This is a genomic window from Gryllotalpicola daejeonensis, assembly GCF_039538145.1.
Taxonomy (GTDB): Bacteria; Actinomycetota; Actinomycetes; order Actinomycetales; family Microbacteriaceae; genus Gryllotalpicola; species Gryllotalpicola daejeonensis.
The window spans coordinates 871,755-895,943 of record NZ_BAABBV010000001.1 but is presented as its reverse complement, the minus strand read 5'-3'; the positions used below and the strand labels follow the sequence as shown (position 1 = coordinate 895,943).

At 69.3% G+C, this 24,189-nt stretch carries 23 protein-coding genes; 13 read left to right on the top strand and 10 right to left on the bottom strand.

All coding sequences use genetic code 11. The annotated features are described in order from the left end of the window. Window positions 1-5: 5 nt before the first annotated feature. Both ABD736_RS04500 and ABD736_RS04495 read left to right on the top strand, forming a co-directional pair. Window positions 6-770 carry an SDR family oxidoreductase gene (locus tag ABD736_RS04500; protein ID WP_344790544.1) on the top strand — a complete coding sequence of 255 codons (765 nt, stop codon included), beginning with the start codon at window positions 6-8 and terminating at the stop codon, window positions 768-770. A gap of 66 nt (window positions 771-836) precedes the next feature. Further along, window positions 837-2,000 (top strand): AI-2E family transporter, encoded by a 1,164-nt coding sequence (locus ABD736_RS04495; protein ID WP_344790543.1) that lies wholly within the window; start codon window positions 837-839, stop codon window positions 1,998-2,000. Here the strand turns inward: ABD736_RS04495 and ABD736_RS04490 are convergent. Genes ABD736_RS04490 through ABD736_RS04465 form a run of 6 tightly spaced genes read right to left on the bottom strand, consistent with a single transcriptional unit; the run spans window position 1,997 to window position 6,908 of the window. Continuing rightward, entirely contained in the window at window positions 1,997-3,694 is a 1,698-nt protein-coding gene (locus ABD736_RS04490; RefSeq protein WP_344790542.1) for a class I adenylate-forming enzyme family protein, read from the bottom strand. The genes ABD736_RS04495 and ABD736_RS04490 overlap by 4 nt on opposite strands. A 29-nt stretch (window positions 3,695-3,723) precedes the next feature. After that, the gene (locus ABD736_RS04485) at window positions 3,724-3,909 is read right to left on the bottom strand and encodes a CsbD family protein (RefSeq protein WP_344790541.1); all 186 of its coding nucleotides are present in this window, start codon (window positions 3,907-3,909) and stop codon (window positions 3,724-3,726) included. 52 nt (window positions 3,910-3,961) lie between these two features. Next, window positions 3,962-4,393 carry a hypothetical protein gene (locus ABD736_RS04480; RefSeq protein ID WP_344790540.1) on the bottom strand — a complete coding sequence of 144 codons (432 nt, stop codon included), beginning with the start codon at window positions 4,391-4,393 and terminating at the stop codon, window positions 3,962-3,964. Window positions 4,394-4,402: 9 nt separating this feature from the next. Then, complete coding sequence (locus tag ABD736_RS04475; RefSeq protein ID WP_344790538.1) at window positions 4,403-6,190, bottom strand: glycoside hydrolase family 15 protein; 1,788 nt, start codon at window positions 6,188-6,190, stop codon at window positions 4,403-4,405. A gap of 22 nt (window positions 6,191-6,212) precedes the next feature. Beyond that, window positions 6,213-6,686 (bottom strand): hypothetical protein, encoded by a 474-nt coding sequence (locus tag ABD736_RS04470; protein WP_344790537.1) that lies wholly within the window; start codon window positions 6,684-6,686, stop codon window positions 6,213-6,215. A 21-nt stretch (window positions 6,687-6,707) separates the two neighbouring features. Then, window positions 6,708-6,908 (bottom strand): hypothetical protein, encoded by a 201-nt coding sequence (locus ABD736_RS04465; protein WP_344790536.1) that lies wholly within the window; start codon window positions 6,906-6,908, stop codon window positions 6,708-6,710. A 104-nt stretch (window positions 6,909-7,012) separates the two neighbouring features. Between ABD736_RS04465 and otsA the strand changes: the two genes are divergently transcribed. From otsA to ilvC, 6 genes are read left to right on the top strand one after another with little or no spacing between them, the layout of a single operon-like run. Next, window positions 7,013-8,512, top strand: coding sequence for an alpha,alpha-trehalose-phosphate synthase (UDP-forming) (gene otsA / locus ABD736_RS04460; RefSeq protein ID WP_344790535.1), 1,500 nt, complete (start codon window positions 7,013-7,015; stop codon window positions 8,510-8,512). 2 nt (window positions 8,513-8,514) lie between these two features. Beyond that, window positions 8,515-9,303, top strand: coding sequence for a trehalose-phosphatase (gene otsB, locus ABD736_RS04455; RefSeq protein WP_344790534.1), 789 nt, complete (start codon window positions 8,515-8,517; stop codon window positions 9,301-9,303). A gap of 27 nt (window positions 9,304-9,330) precedes the next feature. Beyond that, the gene (ilvD, locus tag ABD736_RS04450) at window positions 9,331-11,025 is read left to right on the top strand and encodes a dihydroxy-acid dehydratase (protein WP_344790533.1); all 1,695 of its coding nucleotides are present in this window, start codon (window positions 9,331-9,333) and stop codon (window positions 11,023-11,025) included. Between the two features lie 46 nt (window positions 11,026-11,071). Then, entirely contained in the window at window positions 11,072-12,886 is a 1,815-nt protein-coding gene (locus tag ABD736_RS04445) for an acetolactate synthase large subunit (protein ID WP_344790532.1), read from the top strand. Window positions 12,887-12,889: 3 nt separating this feature from the next. After that, on the top strand, window positions 12,890-13,399 hold the full coding sequence (gene ilvN / locus ABD736_RS04440; protein ID WP_344790531.1) for an acetolactate synthase small subunit: 510 nt from the start codon (window positions 12,890-12,892) through the stop codon (window positions 13,397-13,399). 29 nt (window positions 13,400-13,428) lie between these two features. Then, the gene (gene ilvC, locus ABD736_RS04435) at window positions 13,429-14,457 is read left to right on the top strand and encodes a ketol-acid reductoisomerase (RefSeq protein ID WP_344790530.1); all 1,029 of its coding nucleotides are present in this window, start codon (window positions 13,429-13,431) and stop codon (window positions 14,455-14,457) included. Window positions 14,458-14,594: 137 nt separating this feature from the next. On the opposite strand, the gene ABD736_RS04430 is transcribed toward ilvC, so the two are convergent. Together ABD736_RS04430 and ABD736_RS04425 are read right to left on the bottom strand one after the other, a co-directional pair. After that, window positions 14,595-15,056, bottom strand: a complete 462-nt coding sequence (locus tag ABD736_RS04430; protein WP_344790529.1) for an SRPBCC family protein — start codon at window positions 15,054-15,056, stop codon at window positions 14,595-14,597. 2 nt (window positions 15,057-15,058) lie between these two features. Further along, window positions 15,059-16,270, bottom strand: coding sequence for a sensor histidine kinase (locus ABD736_RS04425; RefSeq protein ID WP_344790528.1), 1,212 nt, complete (start codon window positions 16,268-16,270; stop codon window positions 15,059-15,061). Between the two features lie 76 nt (window positions 16,271-16,346). Here ABD736_RS04425 and serA point away from each other — a divergent pair, with 76 nt between their 5' ends. From serA to ABD736_RS04400, 5 genes are read left to right on the top strand one after another with little or no spacing between them, the layout of a single operon-like run. Then, window positions 16,347-17,939 (top strand): phosphoglycerate dehydrogenase, encoded by a 1,593-nt coding sequence (serA, locus tag ABD736_RS04420; RefSeq protein ID WP_344790527.1) that lies wholly within the window; start codon window positions 16,347-16,349, stop codon window positions 17,937-17,939. Between the two features lie 9 nt (window positions 17,940-17,948). Beyond that, complete coding sequence (locus ABD736_RS04415; RefSeq protein WP_344790526.1) at window positions 17,949-18,812, top strand: PhzF family phenazine biosynthesis protein; 864 nt, start codon at window positions 17,949-17,951, stop codon at window positions 18,810-18,812. A gap of 39 nt (window positions 18,813-18,851) precedes the next feature. Then, window positions 18,852-19,910, top strand: a complete 1,059-nt coding sequence (locus ABD736_RS04410) for a 3-isopropylmalate dehydrogenase (RefSeq protein WP_344790525.1) — start codon at window positions 18,852-18,854, stop codon at window positions 19,908-19,910. Between the two features lie 9 nt (window positions 19,911-19,919). After that, window positions 19,920-21,056: a branched-chain amino acid aminotransferase gene (locus ABD736_RS04405; RefSeq protein ID WP_344790524.1), complete on the top strand. Its 1,137-nt coding sequence runs from the start codon at window positions 19,920-19,922 to the stop codon at window positions 21,054-21,056. Further along, the gene (locus ABD736_RS04400) at window positions 21,053-21,835 is read left to right on the top strand and encodes a fumarylacetoacetate hydrolase family protein (protein WP_344790523.1); all 783 of its coding nucleotides are present in this window, start codon (window positions 21,053-21,055) and stop codon (window positions 21,833-21,835) included. The genes ABD736_RS04405 and ABD736_RS04400 overlap by 4 nt, the downstream gene beginning before the upstream one ends. Here ABD736_RS04400 and ABD736_RS04395 read toward each other — a convergent pair. Together ABD736_RS04395 and ABD736_RS04390 are read right to left on the bottom strand one after the other, a co-directional pair. Next, window positions 21,822-23,090, bottom strand: coding sequence for an APC family permease (locus ABD736_RS04395; RefSeq protein WP_344790522.1), 1,269 nt, complete (start codon window positions 23,088-23,090; stop codon window positions 21,822-21,824). The two genes, ABD736_RS04400 and ABD736_RS04395, sit on opposite strands and share 14 nt — an antisense overlap. 25 nt (window positions 23,091-23,115) lie before the next feature. Next, window positions 23,116-24,180: an aminotransferase class V-fold PLP-dependent enzyme gene (locus ABD736_RS04390; RefSeq protein ID WP_344790521.1), complete on the bottom strand. Its 1,065-nt coding sequence runs from the start codon at window positions 24,178-24,180 to the stop codon at window positions 23,116-23,118. Window positions 24,181-24,189: the final 9 nt, after the last annotated feature.

Below are 24,189 nucleotides of genomic sequence, written 5' to 3'. Positions count from 1 at the left end.
GACTCATGAACATCAGCGGGAACACCATCTTCATTCCGGGCGCGACGAGCGGAATCGGCCTCGCGCTGGCCTCGCGCCTCAAGGACGCAGGCAACACGATCATCATCGGCGGGCGTCGCGCCGGCCTGCTCGCCGAGCTGGGCGAGAAGCACGGCTTCGACACGGTGCAGCTGGACACCGCGGATGCCGCGAGCATCAGCGCGGCAGCAGAAGAGGTGGTGGCGAAGCATCCCGACCTCAACGTCCTGATCACGATGGCGGGCATCATGCGCGCCGAGGACTGGCACCGGGCCGACGGCTTCCTCGACAGCGCAGAGCAGACCATCACGACGAACCTGCTCGGGCCGATCCGGCTCATCGGTGCGTTCGTCGAGCACCTCCAGACGCGGCCGGACGCCACGATCATGACGGTCACGAGCGGCCTCGCGCACACGCCGCTCGCCTTCACGCCGAGCTACAACGCGACGAAGGCGGCGATCCACATGCTGTCCGAGTCGATCCGGCTTCAGCTCGCCGACACGACCGTCAAGGTGCTCGAGTTGGTGCCGCCGCTCGTGGCGACCGAGCTGATGTCGGGGCAGTCCGAGGACCCGAACGCGCTGCCGCTCGACGCCTTCGTCGACGAGGTGATGCAGCTGATCGAGTCGCAGCCCGACGCGAAGGAGATCCTCGTCGAGCGGGTCAAGTTCCTGCGCTTCGGCGAAGCGCGCGGCGACTACGACCAGGTGGTCGCGACGCTCAACGGCGGCCACCGGGACGTCACGGCGTGACAGACTGAATCCTCGATGCGGCCAGCCTTACGCCTAAGACGGCCCGCCACTGGGTACCCTCTGCGCATGGCCTTCTTGCACAGGAACAAGGTGCCCAGCGGCGGGTCGCTGCCGCGCAACGTCGCAGTCGCGAAGGCGGAGACGACCGTCGCCTGGGGTGACGCGTTCGGCCGGTTCGCCACGCGCTGCATCCAGATCATCGCGGTGCTCATCGTCGCCGCGGTGCTCGTGCTCGCGATCACGCAGGTCAGCCTCGTCTTCATCCCGGTGACTCTGGCGCTGATTCTGGCGTGTGCGATCCACCCCTTCATGGCGTGGATGCGTCGCCATGGTGTGCCCTCGATGCTCGCCACCTGGATCGCGCTGTTCTCGATCCTCATCGTGATCGGCGGCCTCACCATGCTGATCATCTGGGCGGTGCACTCGCAGTGGGACGAGCTCGTCAAGAACGCCACCGACGGCATCAACCAGCTCGAGGGCTACTTCAACCAGCTGCCGGCCAACCTGATCAGCCAGCAGAACCTGCACGACGCGCAGAACGCGATCGTCGACTTCCTGACCTCTGCGCAGTTCGGCCGTGGAGCGCTCGCCGGCGTGGGCGCCGCGGCCGAGGGCGTCACGGGGCTCTTCCTCACGATCGTCACGCTGTTCTTCTTCATGAAGGACGGCCCGAAGATCTGGGAGTTCCTGCTGCGCCCCCTGCACGGCGAGACCTTCAAGCGCGCACAGCGCATCGGCGACAAGACGGTCACGGTGCTCGGCGGCTATGTGCGCGGCACCGCGATGGTCGCCGCGGCTGACGCGGTCGGCATCGGCATCGGCCTCGCGATCGTGGGCGTGCCCCTGGCCTTCCCGCTCGCGGTTATCGTCTTCATCACGGCGTTCATCCCGATCGTCGGCGCGGTGCTGGCGGGCGGCCTCGCGGCGCTCGTGGCACTGGTCGCGAACGGGCCGCTGGCGGCGATCATCGTCGTCGCCATCGTGGTCCTCGTGAACCAGCTCGAGAGCCACCTGCTGCAGCCGCAGATCATGGGGCACTCGCTCAACCTGCACCCGCTGGTGATCCTGCTCTCGCTGGCCGCGGGCTCGCTCATCGGCGGCATCGTGGGCGCCGTGCTCGCCGTGCCGATCGCCGCGACAGCCTGGGGCATCATCACGGTCTGGAACGCCGAGACCGGCGGCCCCTTCGCCACCAGGGCGGCGGTCGAGGCGAAACCCGCGCGGAACTAGCGCTTCGGCGTGAGGAACACCCCGCTCGCGGCATCCTCGATCGCCTGCTTCTTCAAGATGAAGTGCTGCTTCTTGCCCGTCGCCGTGTAGGGAAGCTCGTCGACGAACGCGTAGCGGCGCGGGCGCTTGAAGTCCGCGAGTCCGGGGTGCGCGCGGCAGTGGGCGTCGAGGTCGTTGGCGGCCGCCTGCGGGTCGGCTGGTGCGCCGCCCTTGTGCCGCACGTAGGCCACCACCAGCTCGCCCCACTCGTCGTCGGCGAGGCCGGTGACGATCGAGTCGGCGACTCCGGGGTGCTCGGCGAGCGCCTCTTCGACCTGCACGGGGTGCACGTTCTCGCCGCCGGAGATGAGCATGTCGTCTTTGCGGCCGACGATCGTGACGATCTCGTTCTCGTCCCAGGTGGCGAGGTCGCCCGGGTACATCCAGCCGCCGCGGAACTTCTCGGCCGTGCGGGCCGGGTCGGTGTAGGCGTAGCCGGCCTTCACCGTGCGCATGATGACCTCGCCGACGGTGTGCCCGTCCTTGGGAACGGTGTCGCCCGGCTCGGCGAAGCGGTCCTCATAGACATGCACCACGGCGACGTCGTCGTCGATGCACGCGCGGCCCGCACTGCCGGCGAAGGTCGGCAGGTCCTCGGGCCGCAGGAAGGTGTTCCAGAACGCCTCGGTAGTGCCGTAGCCGTTCATCAGCCGCGAGTGCAGCGTCTTCTGATAGCGGATCGCCGCCGCCTTCTCGAGCGGCGCGCCCATCGTCACGATGCCGCGCAGCGACGAGATGTCGCGCGGCGTCGCCTCTTGCTCGTCGGCGAGGCGCTCGAGGTTGGTCGGGGCGCCGATGACATAGGTCAGGCGCGAGTTCTGGATGGCGTCGAGCACGACGGCCTCGTCGAAGCGGCGCAGGCACACGGATTCCGCACCCACGAAGAACACCGGGTTCGGCCCCGCGCAGTAGTTGCCGCCGCGGTGGAACCACGGCGACATGTTCATCGTCTTGTCGGTCGAGGCCAGCGGGAACGCCATGATGACGTCGTGCGCCGACAGTGACTCGTTCAGCGAGGTCAGCGGCACGGCCTTCGGCATGCCGGTCGTGCCGCTCGTGTAGAGCCTGCTCGATTCGTCCCACACGCTGCCGTCCTCCGGCGCGCGGAAGGTCGGGGCATCCGCCACCAGCAGCTCTTCGAACGCGATCGAGCCGGGAATCAGCGCGCCCTTGCCCACGCCCGCCACGACAGCCGGCTTGTGCTGCGCGAGTTCGAGCGCTTGCGCGACGACGGATGCCTGCTCGCGCTCGTACACGAAGACCTTCGGCTTCGACTCGTCGAGGATGAACGCGGTCTCGCCGGGGGAGAGGCGGAAGTTCATGGGCGAGCTGACCGCCCGCAGACCCTGCGCCGCGACGTAGAGGAACGCGAACTCGGGCGAGTTCATCAGCTGGTAGGCGACCAGGTCTCCCACGCCGACGCCTGCACGGCGAAGGCCCGCGACCAGCTGTCCGGTGACGACGCCGAGTTCGGCGTACGTCCACGAACGCCCCGTCTCGGGGTCGCTGATCGCGGGCCTGTGCGCGTAGCGGTGGGTGTTGCGCTCGAAAGCGGTCGCCCACGTGAAGTGGTTCTCGAAAACGCCGCGGAGCTGGCTGATGTCATAGCCGGTTCCGTTGGCGGCGAACTGGGGCTCGGGTGACTCCAACGTCATAGGGCGAGTCTATTGAGCCCGGGCGGCAATCAGTGGTCAGTCGCCTTGTGGAAGGCATCCTTGATCGCGTCGCCGGCCTTGCCGACCTTCGCGCCGACCTGGTCGGCCTTGCCCTCGTTCTCGAGCTTCTCGTTGTCGGTCGCCTTGCCGGCGGCTTCCTTGCCCTTGCCGATGGCGTCGTCGGCGGCGTGGCGGCCCTTGTCTTCGATCGACATGTTGTCGCTCCCCTCTGTGTCGTTCACAGGGGAAGTACCCGACGGGCGCGGCCTAAAAACGCGGCTTCTCGGCCTGCTCCGCCGCGACGACGGCGAACACCGCTGCGGCGACCATGAGCGTCACGAGCACGGCCTGCACGATCACCTGCACGATCGGGATGAGCGGAAGACCGGAGAGGATGCACCAGGCCGCCGCGATGATCAGCAGCCCGAGCCACCCGAGCGTCTTGCGCGCGAAGAAGGCGACGCCGACAACGAGGACAGCCGCGACCGTCGTCTGGAAGAGCGGGGTCGAGAGGTCGCCGTGGCCGATCCAGGTCACGACGAGCGTGTAGACCCAGAACAGGAACACGAGCAGCGCGAGCAGCGTGACGAGCAGTCCGCCGAGAGCCGACGGGATGCGCCGGGCGAGGAAGCCGACGAAGGACTGGTTCTGAACGCCGTCGTCGTGGGTGACGGCCGGGGATGCTGCATTCACGGTCACGGTGTCAGCTTATCGAGTCATCTCGGTGTCAGAGAGCGCGTCGACGGCGCGCACGAACGCGAGGTGCGAGAGCGCCTGGGGCGTGTTGCCCGCCTGTCGCTTCGCCTTCGGGTCGTACTCCTCGGACAGCAGCCCGACGTCGTTCGCGATTGCCGCGACCCGGTCGAGCAGCGCGATGGCGTCGTCGCGTCTGCCGGAGCGCGCGTACTGCTCGGCGAGCCACAGCGAGCAGGCGGTGAACGGGTTCTCACCCGCGGGCAGGCCGTCGACCCCGGTCTCCGAGACGTAGCGGTCGACGAACCCGTCGTGCAGCAGCTCCTCCTCGATGCGGGCGACGGTCGCGAGCATGCGCGGGTCGTCCGGGGCGCAGAAGCCGATCTGGGGGAGCTGCAGCAGGGCGGCATCCACGTGGACTGCGCCCGCGTACTGAACGAACGCGCCCGTCGCGTGATCGACGTGGTGCTGATCGATGGTGTGACGGATGCTGTCGCGCAGCTCTCGCCAGCGCTGGCCGGGCCCGTGCAGCCCGTGCTTCTCGACGGCCTCGACCCCGCGGTCGAACGCGGCCCACGACATCGCCCGCGAGTGCGTGAACGCACGGGGCTCTCCGCGGATCTCCCAGATGCCCTGGTCGGGCGTCGCCCATACCTTCTCGAGGTGACCGAGCAGGGCGCGCTGCAGCCCCCACGAGACGGCGTCCTCGGTGAGCCCCGCCTCGCGCGCCGCCGAGAAGGCGAGCATGACCTCGCCGATGACGTCGGCCTGGAACTGCTCTGAGGCGGCGTTGCCGACTCGCACAGGGGCGGCGCCCTGATAGCCGGGCAGGGACGCGAGTTCGCGCTCGGGGAGCCACCGCTCACCACCGAGGCCGTACATGATCTGCACGTCGGCCGGGTCGCCGGCGATGGCGCGCAGCATCCACTGCCGCCAGCGGTCGACGACATGGTTGTAGCCGTGCTGTGCGAGCACGTGGATCGTGAGCGCCGCGTCGCGCAGCCAGACGAAGCGGTAGTCCCAGTTCCTGCTGCCGCCGAACTGCTCGGGCAGCGAGGTGGTCGCCGCGGCCGCGATGCCGCCGGTCGACTCGTGGGTCAGCGCACGCAGCACGAGCAGCGAGCGCAGCACGAGCTCTTGGTAGCGGGGGTCGTCGTCGTGCTGCCCGCGGTCGATGAATTCCTGCCACCACTCGCGCGTACGGTCGAGGGCCGCGTCGACGTCGAGCGGTGCCGGCAGCTCGCGGTGGCTCGGGAACCAGGTGAGCACGATGTCGACGGTCTCGCCTTCCGCCACGGTGAAGGTGCCGGAGTGCTGGTGGTCGTGGCCGCGAACGGCCGGGCCGCGCAGCACGACGGCATTCGGGCCGGCGATCGCCACGAGCTCAGCGGGCTCGACGCTGCGGTTCTGGCTGACCCAGGGAATCGTCGCGCCGTAGTCGAAGCGCAGCCGGAGCTCCTGGTTCAGCTCGACCGAGCCGCGCAGGCCGCGCACCCGGCGCACGACATCGACGCGGCCGCGGCCGATCGGCATCACGTCGATCACCTCGACTTCGCCGGTCGGCGTGGTCCAGCGGGTGATCAGCGAGAAGCCGGCCCCGTCGTAGCGTCGCTCGGCCGAGGCATCCGTCTCGGTGGGCGCGATGACCCAGCGGCCGCTCTCTTCATCGCCGAGCAGCGCGCCGAAGACGCTGGGGGAGTCGAAGCGAGGCAGGCAGAGCCAGTCGATGCCGCCGTCGCGGCCCACGAGGCCCGCGGTGAAGCAGTCGCCGATGAGTGCGTAGTCCTCGATCGCCAGTGACATGCCTGCAGGTTACGCAGAGAAGCTATGCGGCCTTGTCGTGCGTCACGGTGTCGTGGGTGATGACCGCGACCTCGCCGGTGACCGGGCGCTTGAGGTCGGCCCAGCGGGTGATCGGCGCGGGCTCCCAGCTGAGGGCGGCGGGCTCGTCGGCGGATTCCTCTGCGGCTGCTTCAGTCGCGTTCGACTCGACGCGTGGCGCGCGCAGCAGGCCGAGAGGGCCGCCGGTCGGCACCAGGGTCTCGCGGGCCGCGGCCACCGAGGCGGTCACCGAGGTGGCCAGCGAGTGCACCAGCACGTCGTGGAAGATCAGGTCGTCCTGGTCGGGGGAGCGGCGCGCCACCGTCCAGTCGCCGTTCTCGCCGAACACATCGTTCAGGCTCTTCTGCACGGCGGCGAAGATGAGCTCATCGGTGAGCTGGGGCGCGGCGGGCGGCGCGCTGGCGAGCACAGCCGGTGCCGGGGTGGGTGCGGCATGCTTGCGGCGACCGAAGAACATGCCTGTAATTTTCGGGGCTAATCAGCGCCGATTCGTGGAGACACGCCGCGCGGAATCCTCACGGACCGAGACGATGGCGGCGGCCGTGCCGAGTGCCCAGCCCGCCCAGAGCACCCACGAGCGCTGACCGAGCTGCGGCTTGCGCGTCGCCCTGACGACCGGCAGCACCGCGAGGGCCGACGCGTACAGCCGAGGACTCAGCACGTACTTTCGGAGGGTCATGCCTTCACGCTAGCCGCTGATAGCCTGGCTGACGAGCTTGGGGGTGCCGCATTTCCGCAGCGAAGTCAGCAGATCAACACTCGGGTAACCAGCAGTACGAGCTGGTGATCGTCTCGAACCGGCTTCCGGTCGACCACGTCTCGGGCGAAGGCGACGACGCCGTCTGGCGAACGTCCCCCGGCGGTCTGGTCGCGGCTCTCGAACCCGTGATGCGCGAGCGCGACGGGGTGTGGATCGGCTGGCCCGGCATGCCCGACGTGCATTTCGACCCGTTCGAGGCCGACGGCATCGACCTCGTGCCCGTGCCGCTGTCGGCCGATGAGGTGGCCGACTACTACGAGGGCTTCAGCAACGACACGCTCTGGCCGCTCTACCACGACGTCATCTCGCCGCCGAGCTACCACCGCGAGTGGTGGGAGGCGTATCAGCGGGTGAACCGCCGCTTCGCCGACGCCGCCATCGCCGTCGCGGCGCAGAACGCGATCGTGTGGGTGCACGACTATCAGCTGCAGCTCGTTCCGAAGATGCTGCGCGACGCGCGGCCCGACCTGATCATCGGATTCTTCAACCACATTCCCTTCCCGGCATACGGCATCTACTCGCAGCTGCCGTGGCGCCGCCAGATCATCGACGGACTGCTCGGCGCCGACGTCGTCGGCTTCCAGCGCGTCGCGGACGCGGGCAACTTCGCCCGCGCCGTGCGCCGCCTGCACGGCTACGAGACGCGCGGCAACCTCATCAACGTGCGCCTCGAAGAGACGCAGGCCGAGATGACGCTGCGGCACAGGGCGACGGCCCGCCGCGGGCAGCCGGTGCGCACCGTGCTCGCCCGGCCGTTCCCGATCTCGATCGACGCGCAGGCCTATCAGAAGCTCGCCGCAGACCCGAAGATCAGGGCGCGCGCGCAAGAGATCCGCGAAGAGCTCGGCAACCCGCGCGTGCTGATGCTCGGCGTCGACCGGCTCGACTACACCAAGGGCATCCGCCACCGCATGAAGGCGTTCGGCGAGCTGCTGGAAGACGGTGTGATCTCGGCGGAGGACGTCGCACTGGTGCAGGTCGCGAGCCCGAGCCGCGAGCGCGTCGACGCCTACGCGCAGCTGCGCGACGAGGTCGAGATCACGGTCAGCCGCATCAACGGCGATTTCTCGCAGCTCGGCCGGCCCGCGATCCACTACCTGCACCAGGGCTACCCGCGCGAAGAGATGGTGGCGCTCTACCTCGCGGCCGACATCATGCTCGTCACCGCGCTGCGCGACGGTATGAACCTCGTCGCCAAGGAGTACGTCGCGAGCCGCACCGACCAGGACGGCGTGCTGATCCTCTCCGAGTTCGCCGGCGCCTCCGACGAGCTGCGCCAGGCGCTGCTCGTCAACCCGCACGACATCGACGGGCTCAAGTCGGCGATCGTGCATGCGATCCGGATGCCGCAGCGCGAACGCACGCGCCGCATGCGCGCCCTGCGCAAGAGAGTGCTGAGCCACGACGTGCAGCGCTGGAGCGCCACGTTCCTCGACGCCCTCGTGCGCGAGGACCACAACGACCCGGCGAACCACCTCGACATCCCGAAGCGGGCGCAGGCCGCGCGCGACACCGGCGACTGAGCATGGCTTCAGACCCTCAGATCGACGAGCTGGCCGCCGCCCGGCGCCTGCTGGTCGCGCTCGACTTCGATGGCGTGATGGCGCCCCTCGTCGACGACCCGTCGACCTCGCGCATCACCCCGGCAGGCGCGGCGGCGCTGGAGCGCCTGCGCGCGCTGCCCGCGACCTGGGTCGCGTTCGTCTCTGGCCGCCCGCTGGGCGAGCTGGCGCGACTCACCGAGTCCGGGCCGGACGCCCTGCTCGTCGGCTCGCACGGCGTCGAGGTGTCGATCCGCGGCGAGCTCGCCGACGTCGCCCTCACCGACGACGAGCGCGCGCGCATGGCGCGCCTCGAGGCCGCGCTCACCGAGCTCGTGACCGCGGTGCCGCGCGCCCGCCTCGAGCACAAGCCGGTCGGCTTCGGCGTGCACACGCGCCGAGTCGAGCACACCGAGCTCGTCGCGCCCCTGCAGCGGGCGGCGCGCGAGGCCGCAGACTCCATCGGCGGCTTCACGACCCGCGCCGGCAAGGACATCGTCGAGTTCAGCGTGCGCGCGGTGACGAAGGGCGACGGCGTGCGGATGCTTCGCGAGCTGCTCACGGCGGAAGAGAACGCGCCGACCACCGTGCTCTACGCCGGCGACGACGTGACCGACGAAGACGCCTTCGCGGTGCTCGAACCCGGCGACCTCGGCGTCAAGGTCGGCGAGGGCGAGACGGCCGCCACCGCGCGGGTCGCCGACGTCGCGGCCTTCGCCGAGCTGCTGTCACGGCTCGCGACTGCTCGTGAGGCATCCGCTCGGTCTCTGTGATCCTTTTCGCCTCAGTAGGCTTTGTTCATGTCCGAAATCGACGTGAAACCTCGCAGCCGAGTCGTCACTGACGGCATCGAAGCCACCACCAGCCGCGGAATGCTCCGCGCCGTCGGCATGGGTGATGCGGACTGGGACAAGCCGCAGATCGGCATTGCGAGCTCGTGGAACGAGATCACGCCGTGCAACCTCTCGCTCGACCGCCTCGCGCAGGCCGCCAAGGAAGGCGTGCATTCCGGCGGCGGCTACCCGCTGCAGTTCGGCACCGTCTCGGTCTCCGACGGCATCTCGATGGGCCACGAGGGCATGCACTTCTCGCTGGTCTCGCGCGAGGTCATCGCCGACTCGGTCGAGACCGTCATGATGGCCGAGCGCCTCGACGGCTCGGTGCTGCTCGCCGGGTGCGACAAGTCGATCCCCGGCATGCTCATGGCGGCGGCCCGACTCGACCTGGCCTCCGTCTTCCTCTACGCGGGCTCCATCGCGCCGGGTTGGGTGAAGCTGTCGGACGGCACCGAGAAGGACATCACGATCATCGACTCGTTCGAGGCGGTCGGTGGCGTCAAGGCCGGCACGATGAGCCTCGAAGACGCCGAGCGCATCGAGTGCGCGTTCGCCCCCGGCGAGGGCGCCTGCGGCGGCATGTACACCGCGAATACCATGGCGTCGGTGGCAGAGGCGCTCGGCCTCTCGGTGCCGGGGTCGGCATCGCCGCCCTCGGCCGACCGCCGCCGCGACTACTACGCGCACCGCTCGGGCGAGGCCGTCGTCGGCCTGCTCAAGAAAGGCATCACGGCCCGCCAGATCCTGACGAGGGATGCCTTCGAGAATGCCATCACCGTCGCAATGGCGCTCGGCGGCTCGACCAACGTCGTGCTCCACCTGCTCGCGATCGCGAACGAGGCCGACGTGCCGCTCACCATCGACGACTTCAACCGCATCGGCGACAAGGTGCCGCACCTCGGCGACCTCAAGCCCTTCGGCCGCTACGTCATGAACGACGTCGACCGCATGGGCGGCATCCCCGTGCTCATGAAGGCGCTGCTCGACGCCGGCCTGCTGCACGGCGACGCGCTGACGATCACGGGCAAGACCGTCGCCGAGAACCTCGCCGACATCAACCCGCCCGCACTCGACGGCGAGGTGCTGCGCACGCTCGACAACCCGATCCACCCGACCGGCGGCCTCACGATCCTCAAGGGGTCCTTCGCGCCCGAGGGCGCCGTGGTCAAGACAGCCGGCTTCGACCTCGACGTCTTCGAGGGCCCCGCCCGCGTGTTCGAGCGCGAGCGCGCCGCGATGGACGCGCTGACGAACGGCGAGATCAAGCACGGCGACGTCGTGATCATCCGCTACGAGGGCCCGAAGGGCGGCCCCGGCATGCGCGAGATGCTCGCCATCACCGCAGCCATCAAGGGCGCGGGCCTCGGAAAAGATGTACTACTCTTGACAGACGGACGATTCTCAGGCGGCACAACCGGCCTGTGCATCGGCCACATAGCTCCCGAGGCGGTCGACGCTGGTCCGATCGCATTCGTGCGCGATGGTGATCTGATTCGGGTCGATATCGCTGCTCGCTCGCTCGACCTACTCGTCGACGAAGCTGAGCTGAGGGCTCGCCGCGAAGGCTGGGCCCCGCTTCCCCCGCGCTATACCCGTGGCGTTCTCGCGAAGTACTCCAAGCTCGTGCACTCGGCAGCCGAGGGCGCGATCACGGGGTAGTTCTCGTCACCCATTCGATCACCTACGCATCAAGGGGACTCTCCTCATGCCCACTGATCCACGACCTGTGCCGACGCCGCGCCCGACGGCCGCCGCCCCGGCCGCGCAGGCGGCCCCCGAGCTCATCACCGGCTCCGCCGCCATCCTGCGCACGCTCGAGAAGCTCGGCGTCACCGACGTCTTCGGGCTTCCGGGCGGCGCCGTCCTTCCGCTGTACGACGAGCTCATGGCGCAGAGCGGCGTGCGCCACATCCTCGTGCGCCACGAGCAGGGCGCCGGCCACGCCGCCGAGGGCTACGCCGCCGCGAGCGGCAAGGTCGGCGTCGCCATCGCGACCTCCGGACCCGGTGCGACGAACCTCGTCACAGCCATCGCCGACGCCTACATGGACTCCGTCCCGCTGCTCGCGATCACCGGTCAGGTGTTCTCGACGCTGATGGGCACGGATGCCTTCCAGGAGGCCGACATCGTCGGCATCACGATGCCGATCACCAAGCACTCCTTCCTCGTGAAGACGGCGGAGGAGATTCCGGCGGCGATCGCCTCGGCGTACCACATCGCCTCGACCGGCCGCCCCGGCCCGGTGCTCGTCGACATCACCAAGGACGCGCAGCAGAACCTCATGGAGTTCAGCTGGCCGCCGAAGATCGAGCTGCCCGGCTACCGCCCGGTGACCAAGGCGCACGGCAAGCAGATCCAGGCGGCGGCGCAGCTGCTCGCCGAGGCGAAGCGGCCGGTGCTGTACGTCGGGGGCGGGGTCGTGCGGGCGAAGGCATCCGCTCAGCTCCGCGAATTCGCCGAGGCGAGCGGCGCGCCCGTGGTGACCACGCTGATGGCGCGCGGTGCGTTCCCCGACTCGCACGAGCAGCATCTGGGCATGCCCGGCATGCACGGCACGGTGCCCGCGGTGCTCGCGCTGCAGGAATCCGACCTCATCGTCGCCCTCGGCGCGCGCTTCGACGACCGCGTCACCGGCAAGGTGAGCGAGTTCGCGCCGGGCGCCAAGATCGTGCACGTCGACGTGGACCCCGCGGAGATCTCGAAGATCCGCACGGCCGACGTCCCGATCGTGGGCGATCTCGCCGAGGTGCTTCCGGACCTGACGGCGGCCTTCAAGACGGCGTCGGTCGAGGCGCAGCCCGACCTCGACGGCTGGTGGACCAGGCTCAAGGGCCTCCGTGAGGAGTTCCCGCTCGGCTACACCCCGACGAGCGACGGCCTGATCGCCCCGCAGCACGTGATCCAGCGCATCGGCGAGCTCACGGGCCCCGAGGGCGTCTACGTCGCAGGCGTCGGCCAGCACCAGATGTGGTCGGCGCAGTTCATCACGTACGAGCGCCCGAACGCGTGGCTCAACTCGGGCGGCGCGGGCACGATGGGCTACTCGGTGCCGGCGGCGATGGGCGCGAAGGTCGCCCAGCCCGACCGCGTCGTGTGGTCCATCGACGGCGACGGCTGCTTCCAGATGACCAATCAGGAGCTCGTCACCTGCGCGATCAACGACATCCCGATCAAGGTCGCGATCATCAACAACTCGTCGCTCGGGATGGTCAAGCAGTGGCAGGCGCTGTTCTATGACGGTCGCTACTCGCACACCGAGCTCAACACGGGGCACGGCTCGCGGCACATCCCCGACTTCGTGAAGCTGGCCGACGCCTACGGCGCACTCGGCATCCGCGTCGAGAAGCCGGAGGAGATCGACCCGGCGATCAAGCTCGCGCTCGAGACGAACGATCGGCCGGTCGTCATCGACTTCGTGGTGTCCGCCGACGCCATGGTGTGGCCGATGGTGCCGCAGGGCGTGAGCAACAGCTACGTGCAGTACGCGAAAGACCACAGCCCGAGCTGGGGAGAGGAGTAAGCCATGAGCACCCACGTCCTGTCCCTTCTCGTCGAAGACAAGCCGGGCCTCCTGACCCGTGTCGCCGGGCTGTTCGCGCGCCGCGGCTTCAACATCAACTCGCTCGCCGTCGGCACGACCGAGGTCGAGGGTCTCTCGCGCATCACCGTGGTGGTCGACGTCGAAGAGCTTCCTCTCGAGCAGGTCACCAAGCAGCTGAACAAGCTCGTCAACGTGATCAAGATCGTCGAGCTCGACGTCGCGCAGTCCGTGCAGCGCGAGCACCTGCTCGTGAAGGTGCGCGTCGACGTCACCACGCGCTCGCAGGTCCTCGAGGCCGTCAACCTGTTCCGCGCCCGCGTCGTGGACGTCGCGACCGATGCGCTCGTCATCGAGGCGACGGGGGATTCCGGCAAGGTGCAGGCCCTGCTGCGGGTGCTCGAGCCCTACGGCATCAAAGAGCTCGCGCAGTCCGGCATGCTCGCGATCGGCCGCGGTTCCAAGTCGATCACCGATCGCGTCTTCAAGTCCTAGACCCAACCTTCGAAGAAGAAAGCAAAGCAATGGCAGAGATCTACTACGACAACGACGCCGACCTCAGCATCATCCAGGGCAAGAAGGTCGCGGTCATCGGCTACGGCTCGCAGGGCCACGCGCACGCGCAGAACCTGCGTGACTCGGGCGTCGAGGTCGTCATCGGCCTTCGCGACGGCTCGAAGTCGATCCAGAAGGCGACCGAGGCGGGCTTCGAGGTGAAGTCGAACGCCGAGGCCACCAAGTGGGCCGACGTGATCGTGATCCTCGCGCCCGACCAGCACCAGCGCCACCTCTTCGCCGACGACGTCGAGCCGAACCTCTCCGAGGGCAAGGCGCTGCTGTTCGGCCACGGCTTCAACATCCGCTTCGGCTACATCAAGGCGCCCGCGGGCATCGACGTGATCATGGTCGCGCCGAAGGCCCCCGGCCACACCGTGCGCCGCGAGTTCGTCGCCGGTCGAGGCATCCCCGACATCATCGCGGTCGAGCAGGATGCCTCGGGCCAGGCCTGGGACCTCGCGAAGTCGTACGCCAAGGCGATCGGCGGAACGCGTGCCGGCGTCATCAAGACGACCTTCACCGAAGAGACCGAGACCGACCTGTTCGGTGAGCAGACGGTGCTCTGCGGCGGTGTCTCGCACCTCGTGCAGTACGGCTTCGAGACGCTGACCGAGGCGGGCTACCAGCCCGAGATCGCCTACTTCGAGGTGTTGCACGAGCTCAAGCTCATCGTCGACCTCATGTGGGAGGGCGGCATCGCCAAGCAGCGCTGGTCGGTGTCCGACACGGCCGAGTACGGCGACTACGTCTCCGGCCCGCGCGTCATCGACCCGTCGGTGAAGGAGCACATGAAGGAGGTCCTCGCGGACATCCAGGACGGCACCTTCGCCAAGCGCTTCATCGCCGACCAGGACGCGGGTGCCCCCGAGTTCCTGAAGCTGCGCGCCGAGGGCGAGCAGCACCCGATCGAGAAGACGGGCCGCGAGCTGCGCGCGCTGTTCGCCTGGAACACCAACTCCGACGACGACTACGTCGACGGCTCGGTCGCGCGCTAAGCGACGCGCCTCCACGAGGGGTGCCGTGATGGGGTATTGCTTCGGCAGAACCCCATCGCGGCACCCCTCGGAGTCAGAGCGCATCTCCGCGCATCGAGTACGCCGTACTAGTGGTTCATGGTGCGGAATCGGCGCGACTACTGCGTAGTCGCTTCGCGATCGAGTAGCGCGAGCAGCTGCGCGTTGCGGCGCGCGATGAGCCGCCGCAGGTAGGGCACCAGGATCAGCGGCTCAACGAGCGGCGCGAAGATCGGCGACGCGAGCGTGATCGTGTCGGTCATGCGCGTCACGTCGCCCAGCCGCTCGAAGCGGTGCTCATGCCGGAACTCCCGGAACGGCCCGGCGATCTGCGCATCGACGAACCGATGCGGCCGATCGAGCTCCAGAATCCGCGACGTCATCGTGAAGCGGATGCCGAGGTGCCAGGCCTTCCAGGTGACGGTCTCGCCGAGACCGATCCTTCCCGTGGTCACCCCGGCCACGGCGCGCTCGCGACTCCCGTGCATCGATGCGACGTGCGCACCGATGTCGAGGGACAGATCGAAGAGCGCCTCGACCCAGTGGTGCGTCTCGGTCACCAGCGTGAAGGTGCGAGCCACGCTCAGCCCACCGGCAGCACGAGGGTGAACGCCGTGCCGACGCCCTGCTCGCTCTCGATCTCGAGGCGGCCGCCGTGGGCCGTCGCGATCGCGCGCACCACGGTGAGGCCGAGCCCGACTCCGGGAATCGCCTGCGCCGTCGATGCGCGGAAGAACCGCTCGGAGAGGTGCGCGACCTCATCGGCCGGGATGCCGACCCCCGTGTCGCGCACCGACAGCAAGGCATCCGTGCCCCTGAGCTCGGTCGCCACCGTGACGGTGCCGCCCGCCGGCGTGAACTTGATCGCGTTCGAGATCAGGTTGTCGCACGCCTGGCCGAGCCGCTCGAAATCGCCGTCGAGCCCCACGGAGTCCGCAAGCCGCGCCACGAGCGTCACACCTGCGTCCTCCGCCGACGGCTCGGCGGACTCGACCGCCTGCCGCACCACCTCGTTGAGGTCGACCCGCGCCCGTTGCAGCGTGAACGCTCCCGCTCCGGCCTGCGCTGTGGTCAGCAGGTCGCCGACCAGGTGGCGCAGCCGCCGCGCGTTGCGGTCCGCCACGCTCAAGAATCCGCGCTGCTCGTCCGTCAGGTTCTCGCCCGTCATCCGCAGCAGCTCGAGATAACCGAGCACGCTCGTCAGCGGGTTGCGCAGCTCATGCGAGACGAGGCCGAGGAACTCGTCCTTGACGCGGTCGCGCTCCTCGCCGGCCTCGCGCAGCCGCCTGGCGATCTCGTTGATGATGATCGCCGCGACGATGTAGACGAACGGGGTCAGCAGGTCGCGGGCGACCTCGCCGAGCGAGATCGGGGCGCCGTCGAGGTACTCCGGAAGTAACAGAGCGAAACACGTGCCGATGCCGGCGATGAGCGGATTCCACGCCCCGGGCTCGCTCGCCACCCAGACGGTCGGAATGATCAGCAGCACCCCGAACGGCGAGTCCGTGCCGCCGGTCGCGAGCCGCAGCAGCGCGATCGCGACGAAGCTCGCGCAGGGGATGAGCACGCTCCAGTACGGCCCGATACGCCGCCAGGGGAGCGCGAACGAGGCGATGGTCGCGACGAGCTCGATGATGACGGATGCCAGCAGCAGGCCGCCGCTGCTCACGGGCATCCGCGTCGCCAGCAGCACGAGCAGCGCGACGGCGAAGGTGAGCACCGTCGGGATCTGCTTCACCCACGGTGTCAGCCGGCCCGCGGTCAGTCGCAGGAACAGCGCGCGCAGCGGCCTCATGGCGTCACTCTCCCAGATGCGGGGCCGGTAGGGTTGGTGCAACGCCCACTGAAGCCACCGTAGGAAAGATGCGCTCGTGACGAAACCGGTCGTGCTGATCGCCGAAGAACTGTCCCCTGCAACCGTCGAGGCGCTCGGCCCGGACTTCGAGGTCCGAGGCGTCGACGGCACCGACCGGCCCGCGCTGCTCGCGGCGCTCGCCGACGCGAACGCGGTGCTGATCCGCTCCGCGACCAAGATGGACGCAGAGGCGATCGCCGCGGCGCCCAAGCTGCAGGTCATCGCCCGCGCAGGTGTCGGCCTCGACAACGTCGAGATCCCGGCCGCGACCAAGGCCGGTGTCATGGTCGTGAACGCCCCGACCTCCAACATCATCTCGGCGGCCGAGCTCACCATCGGCCACATCCTGAGCCTCGCCCGCCACATCCCGGCCGCCCACGCCTCGCTCAACGCGGGGGAGTGGAAGCGCTCGAAGTACACCGGCACCGAGCTGTTCGAGAAGACCGTCGGCATCATCGGCCTCGGCCGCATCGGCACGCTGATCACCCAGCGCCTGCAGGCGTTCGGGGTCAAGGTCGTCGCCTACGACCCGTACGTGACGGCGGCGCGTGCGCAGCAGCTCGGGGTCGAGCTCCTCGACCTCGATGCGCTGCTGAAGACATCCGACTTCATCACCATCCACATGCCCAAGACGCCGGAGACGACCGGCATGATCTCGGGCCCGCAGCTCGCGCTCATGAAGCCGACGGCGTACATCGTGAACGTCGCCCGCGGCGGCTTGATCGACGAGGCGGCCCTCGCCGAGGCGCTGCGCAACAACGTGATCGCAGGCGCCGGCCTCGACGTGTTCACGAGCGAGCCGCCGAAGGACGACGCGCTCACCTCGCTGCCGAACGTCGTCGTCACGCCGCACCTCGGCGCCTCGACCGATGAGGCACAGGAGAAGGCGGGCGTCTCTGTCGCGCGCTCGGTGAAGCTCGCGCTCGAGGGCAACCTCGTGCCCGACGCGGTCAACGTCGCCGGCGGCGTCATCGACCCGTTCGTGCGCCCCGGCATCGCGCTGGTCGAGAAGCTCGGCCAGGTGTTCGCGGGCCTCGCCGGCAAAGAGGCGCTGACGAGCCTCGACGTCGACGTGCGCGGTGAGCTCGCCGCCTATGACGTGAGCGTCTACAAGCTCGCGGCGCTCAAGGGCTACTTCACCAACATCGTGAGCGAGAAGGTCTCGTACGTGAACGCGCCCCTGCTCGCCGAGCAGCGCGGCATCGAGGTCACCCTCACGACCGGCGACGAGTCGAAGGACTACCGCAACACGACCACCCTCAAGGGCATCCTCGCCGACGGCACGGTCGTCTCGGTCGCGGGCACCCTCTCGGGCACCAAGATGGTCGAGAAGATCATCGGGCTGAACGAGTACGAGATCGAGGTGCCGCTCGCCGCGCACCACGTCGTCATGGTCTACGCCGACCGCCCCGGCATCGTCGCGGTCTACGGCAAGGCGTTCGGCGAGGCGAACATCAACATCGCGAACATGCAGATCGCGCGCGACGAGCAGGGCGGCAAGGCCCTGTCGGTGCTCACGGTCGACTCGCCGGTGCCGACCGAGATCCTCTCGTCGGTCGCCGACGCGATCAGCGCTGAAGAGCTGATCGAGATCGACATCACCGAGTAGGGGCGAGGGATGCCTGCACCGCGGCGCTACGTCGAGGTCGACGTCTTCGGCAACACCCCGCTGACGGGCAACCCCGTCGCGGTCGTGGTCGACGCCGAGGGGCTCGACGACGTCGCGATGCAGCAGTTCGCGTCGTGGACGAATCTCTCTGAGACGACCTTCCTGCTGCCGCCCACCGACGCCGCCCGCGAGCAGGGCGCCGACTACCGCGTGCGCATCTTCACGCCCGGCAGCGAGCTGCCCTTCGCGGGGCACCCGACCCTCGGCACGGCGCACGCGTGGCTCGAGGCCGGCGGCGTGCCCGCGCGCGACGGCGTCGTGGTGCAGGAGTGCGGCATCGGCCTCGTCGAGCTGCGGCGCGACGAGCACGGGCTCGCCTTCGAGGCGCCCGGATTCCTGAAGACCGGCCCGGTCGACGAAGCGACGCTGGCCGAGGCATCCGCCGCCCTCGGCATCGATCGCACCGCGATCGTCTCATCGCAGTGGGTCGACAACGGCCCGGGCTGGTTCGCGGTCGAGCTGCCGAGCGTCGACGAGCTGCTGGCGATCGAGCCGAACCTCGCGGGCTTCGGCGAGCACGGCATCGGCGCGTTCGCGCACTACCTCGACGACGACGAGCGGCTCATCGAGGTGCGGGCGTTCATTCCGCAGCTCGGTGTCGTGGAGGACCCGGTGACGGGTTCGCTCAACGCGGGGCTGGCGCGGTGGCTGGTCGAGTCGGGGCGGGCCAGCGGGTCGTATCTCGCCGGCCAGGGGCACGCGATGGGGCGTGACGGGCTGGTGCGGGTGACCGTCGACGGCTCAGGTGACAGCCGGAAGATCTGGGTCGGCGGCCAGACGCAGACGCTTGTGACAGGCACTCTCGCGCTCTGACGGGCCGGTCGGCTCGCCGCGACCAAATAGGCTGGGGCTATGCCCAACGTCGCGTCGAACCCCGTCAAGCTCGCCGTCATCCCAGGTGACGGCATCGGCCCCGAGGTGGTGGCCGAAGCGCTGAAGGTGCTCGACGCGGTCACTGCCGACAGCGACGTGACGTTCGAGAAGACCGAGTACCGGCTCGGCGCAGGGCGCTTCCTCGACGACGGCGAGGTGCTGCCGGCCGCCGAGTTCGAGGAGATCAAGAAGGCGGATGCCATCCTGCTCGGTGCCGTCGGCGGGAAGCCCAACGACCCGCGCCTGGCGAACGCCAACATCGAGCGCGGCCTGCTGCTGAAGCTGCGCTTCGAACTCGACCACTACGTGAACCTGCGCCCCACCGTCGTGTATCCGACCGTCGAGAGCCCGCTGAAGAACCCCGGCGAGGTCGACTTCGTGGTCGTGCGCGAGGGGACTGAAGGCCCCTACGTGGGCAACGGCGGAAGCATCCGCATCGGCACGCCCGCCGAGGTCGCGAACGAGGTGAGCGTCAACACCGCCTACGGGGTCGAGCGCGTCGTCCGGTTCGCCTTCGCGCAGGCGTCCGCGCGCCGCAAGAAGCTCACGCTCGTGCACAAGACCAACGTGCTCGTGTTCGCGGGAAAGCTGTGGCGCCGCATCGTCGACCAAGTCTCGGCCGAGTTCCCCGAGGTCGAGGTCGACTACCTGCACGTCGACGCGGCGACGATCTTCCTGGTCACCGATCCTGCTAGATTCGACGTCATCGTCACCGACAACCTCTTCGGCGACATCCTCACCGACCTGGCCGGCGCAATCAGCGGCGGCATCGGGCTGGCGGCCTCGGGCAACATCAACCCCGACGGCACGTTCCCCAGCATGTTCGAGCCGGTGCACGGCTCAGCTCCCGATATCGCGGGTCAGCAGATCGCGGATCCGACGGCGGCCATCCTGTCCGTCGCGCTGCTGCTTTCCCATCTGGGGCTGGCGGATGCCTCGGCCAAGGTCACGGCTGCCGTGCAGCGCGACCTCGCCTCCCGCTCCGGAGCCCGCTCGACGGCACAGGTCGGCGATTCGATCGTCTCTCTGCTCAATTAAGGTCTAGGTATGTCCCTCTCGCTTCCGCTCACCGACATCTCGCCGCTGCAGTTCGCAGTGACGCAGAACCCCTCGCCGAAGTCCGACGCCGAGCGCGCCGAGATCCTCGCGAACCCCGGTTTCGGCCTGCATTTCACCGATCACATGGCGCAGATCCACTGGAGCGAGCGCGGCGGCTGGCATCGGGCGACCATCGAGCCCTATGCCAAGATCTCGCTCGACCCAGCCGCGGCGGTGCTGCACTACGGGCAGGAGATCTTCGAGGGTCTCAAGGCCTACCGTCACGCGGACGGCTCGATCTGGACCTTCCGGCCCGATCAGAACGGCCTGCGCCTGCAGCGTTCGGCGCGCCGCCTCGCGCTGCCCGAGCTGCCGCTGCCGGTCTTCCTCGACTCGCTGAAGAACCTGGTGCGGGCGGATGCCGCGTGGGTGCCCGAGGGTGGCGAGACGAGCCTCTACCTGCGGCCGTTCATGTTCGCCGCAGAGGCGTTCCTCGGCGTGCGCGCCGCACGCAAGGTCTACTACTTCGTGATCGCCTCGCCCGCAGGCGCCTACTTCACGGGCGGCGTGCAGCCGGTGTCGATCTGGCTGTCGACCGACTACGCGCGCGCCGGCCACGGCGGCACCGGTGCGGCGAAGACCGGCGGCAACTACGCGGCGTCGCTGCTTCCCCAGCAGGAGGCCTATGCGCAGGGCTGCGACCAGGTGCTGTTCCTGCAGGACGGCAACCTCGAAGAGCTCGGCGGCATGAACCTCGTGCTCGTGAAGAAGGACGGCACGCTCGTGACGCCGGCCTCCGACAGCATCCTCGAGGGCATCACGCGCGACTCGCTGCTGCAACTCGCGGAAGAGCGCGGCCACGCCGTCGAGCGCCGCGCCGTCTCGATCGAGGAGTGGCGCGAGGGTGCCGCGAGCGGCGAGATCGTCGAGGCGTTCGCGTGCGGCACCGCGGCGGTGGTGAACCCGATCGCGCGCCTCAAGGCGAAGGACTTCACCATCGAGCTGCCGGTGCTGCCCGAGGACAAGTCGGTCGCGATGTCACTGCGCAAGGAGCTGACCGACATCCAGTACGGCCGCATCGAAGACACGCACGGGTGGCTGTACCGCCTTGACGCCGGTTCCGACGACGAGAGCAGCGCCAAGTGAAGATCGGGCGCTTCCAGCACGAGGGTGTGCTCACCTACGGCATCCTCGACCCTGAAGAGCAGGAGTGGGTGCTGCTCAAGGGCGACCCCATGTTCGCCGGATACGAGACGACGGGCGAGCGCGCCAAGATCACCGAGGTCACGCTCGTCGCGCCCGTGATCCCGCGTTCGAAGGTCGTCGGCGTCGGCAAGAACTATCACGACCACGTCGAAGAGATGAAGTCGGTCACCGGCGGCGACGTGCCGAAGGAGCCGCTGCTGTTCCTCAAGCCGAACACCGCGGTGATCGGTCCGAACGAGCCGATCGTGCTGCCTGCCATCTCGAACAAGGTCGAGCACGAGGGCGAGCTCGTCGTCGTCATCGGCAAGGTCGCGAAGAACGTGCCGGCTGAGCGCGCGCTCGACTACGTCTTCGGCTACACCATCGGCAACGACGTCTCGGCGCGCGACCTGCAGGTCGCCGACGGCCAGTGGGCACGCGCGAAGGGCTTCGATACGTTCGCGCCGCTCGGCCCCGTCATCGAGACCGAGTTCGAGCTGGCGGATGCCGCGATCCAGACGCGCGTCAACGGCGAGATCCGCCAAGACGGCAACATCTCAGACCTGATCTTCGACGTGCCGGCGATCATCGCGCACGCCTCAGCCGCGTTCACGCTGCTGCCGGGCGACGTCATCATGACGGGCACCCCGGCGGGGGTCGGGCCGATCGCGGCAGGCGACACCGTCGAGGTCGAGATCGAGGGGCTCGGAATCCTGCGGAACCCGGTCAAGGCCGCCTGACGCGGTACCAGAGGCACCCGAGCGCTCCGACGACCACCGGCGCCAGCAGCGACCACCCGGTCGCGATCACGAGTGCGAGTGACGCCACGAGCGCGATCATGGTGACCCGACGGCCGGTGCTTCCTCTCGGCAGAAGCCGCAGTGCGGCGACGCTCGAGACGAGGTAGGCCGCGGCGATCGTCGCCGACATGAACATGAGGATCGCCTCGCTGTCGGTGTGCAGGAGGGCGATGGCTGCGAGAGAGGCGAAGCCGAGCAGCGTGATCGTCAGCAGCGCGCGGCGCGGCTCGCCGCGCTGATCGAGGAAGCGCGGAAGCGAGCGCTCCGCGGCCAGCGCGGCGGCGAGCCGGGCCGTGCCGGCGAAGTACGAGTTCATGGTGCCGACGGTCAGAAGCGTCGCGATCACCGTCATGACGGGGCGGGCCGCCGGGCCGAGCCTGACGACGAGCAGCGATGACAGGGGCGCGCTGCCCGGCGCCGCCCCGAGCACGGCGACGGTGACGAAGGCGACGCTCAGGTAGAGGGCTGCGACGACGATGAGCGCCGCAGTGGTCGCTCGGGTGATGCTGCGCGCCGGGTCGCGGTACTCCCCGGAGAGGGAGGCCATCACCTCCCACCCGCCGAAGGCCCACACGAGGGCGCCCGCTGCGGTCGCGATGCCACCGACGCCGTGCGGCGCGAACGGCGTGAGGTTCGACGACTGCGCATGTGGCAGCGCGATGGCGACCGTCACCACGAGCGTCGCGGCGATGGCCGACATGATCACCAGCTGCACGCGTGCCGAGATGCGGATGCCGAACCAGTTCATGGTGACCACCACGAGCATGATTCCGGCGGTGGAAAGCACGCTGACGTGCCTGCCGCCGCCCGTCGCGTCGGCGATGTACGAGCCCGCGAATCCGGCTGCCACGGGGGCCGCGACACCGGTGGCGAAGACCATGGGCCAGCCGAGCGCCGTTCCCGCATAGCCCCCGAAGGCACGGCGCGCGTAGCTCGTGACGCCGCCACCGCCCGGGAAGCGCGACCCGAGCGCGGCGAACGTCGTCGCGAGGGGAATCGACAGGATGAGTAGAGCCGCCCACGCGACGAGCGAGGCGGGGCCGGCGTCGTCGGCGGCGATTCCGGGCAACGAGATCACGCCCGTGCCGAGCAGTGCGCCGATCGTGATCGTCGCGCCCTGGGTGGTCGAGAGGCCGCCGGGCGCCGCCTCCACGGCGAGCTGCTCGACGCCCGATGCGGGCCCATCGGAGGTCATGCAGTAAAGGTACTGAGCACCACCGTCATTGAACGGGCGCCGTGGCGGCCGGCTGCCGCACCGCGTCGACGATGCGGGCGACACCCCGCTCGTCGTTCCACACATGGAACGCGACCCGCGCGTTGCCGGCCCTGCCGGAGACCGTGAGCCCGGCATCCGTCATCGCCTGCACGTCGCGCCCGCCGGGGTCGGCCCACGTGACGATCGCCGAGCCGGTCGCAGGCAGGCCGAGCGCCGCCCGCAGCTCGTCGGCGAGGCCGACGTCGTGCGCCCGCACCGCCTCGAGGTCGAGCCCGGCGAACAGCTCGAGTGACGCGGCCGCGCCGACCCACGCCTGCCACGCCGGTGAGACGTCGAAGCGCCGGGCGTCATCGGCCAGCACGATGTCGGGCCCGTAACACGAGCTGAAGATGTCGGCGCCGGCGTACCACCCGGCCTGCACGGGCCGCAGCTCATGCTGGAAGCGCTCGGAGACGGTCATCAGGCACGCGCCGCGCGGGGCGCACAGCCACTTGTAGGCGTGCGTCAGCGTGGCATCCGCTCGGCTCGCATCGAAATCGAGCCAGCCCGCCGACTGGGTGAGGTCCACGAGCGTGCGCGTGCCGTGACGTGCGGCGGCATCCAGCACGGCGTCAGCATCGGCGATGCGGCCCGTGGCGGACTGCACGAGCGAGAACGCGACCAGCCACGTCTCGTCGGTGACCGAGTCCGCGAGCGCCTCGAGCGGCACCTGACGCAGGCGCACGCCGCGGTGGGCCTGCTGCGCGAACGGCATGAGCACCGAGCTGAAGTCGCCGTTCACGCAGAGGATCTCGGCATCGTCGGGCGCGGCGAGGGCGATGACGGATGCCTGCACAGACACCTGGGCGCCGATGGCGACCCTGCTCGGCGAGACGTGGGAGAGCCGCGCGAACGCGGCGCGCCCTCGATTGGCGATGTCGTCGTAGCCGCCCATGGAGGCGAGGCCTGCGGCCCACAGCTCGAGGTCGGCGCTGATGGCGCGTCGTGTCGAGGCGGGAGCGAGGCCCATGGTGCACGCGGCGAGGTAGCCGCTCGTGGCGGCGAACTCCTCGCGAAGAGACTCGATCATGGCTCAAGA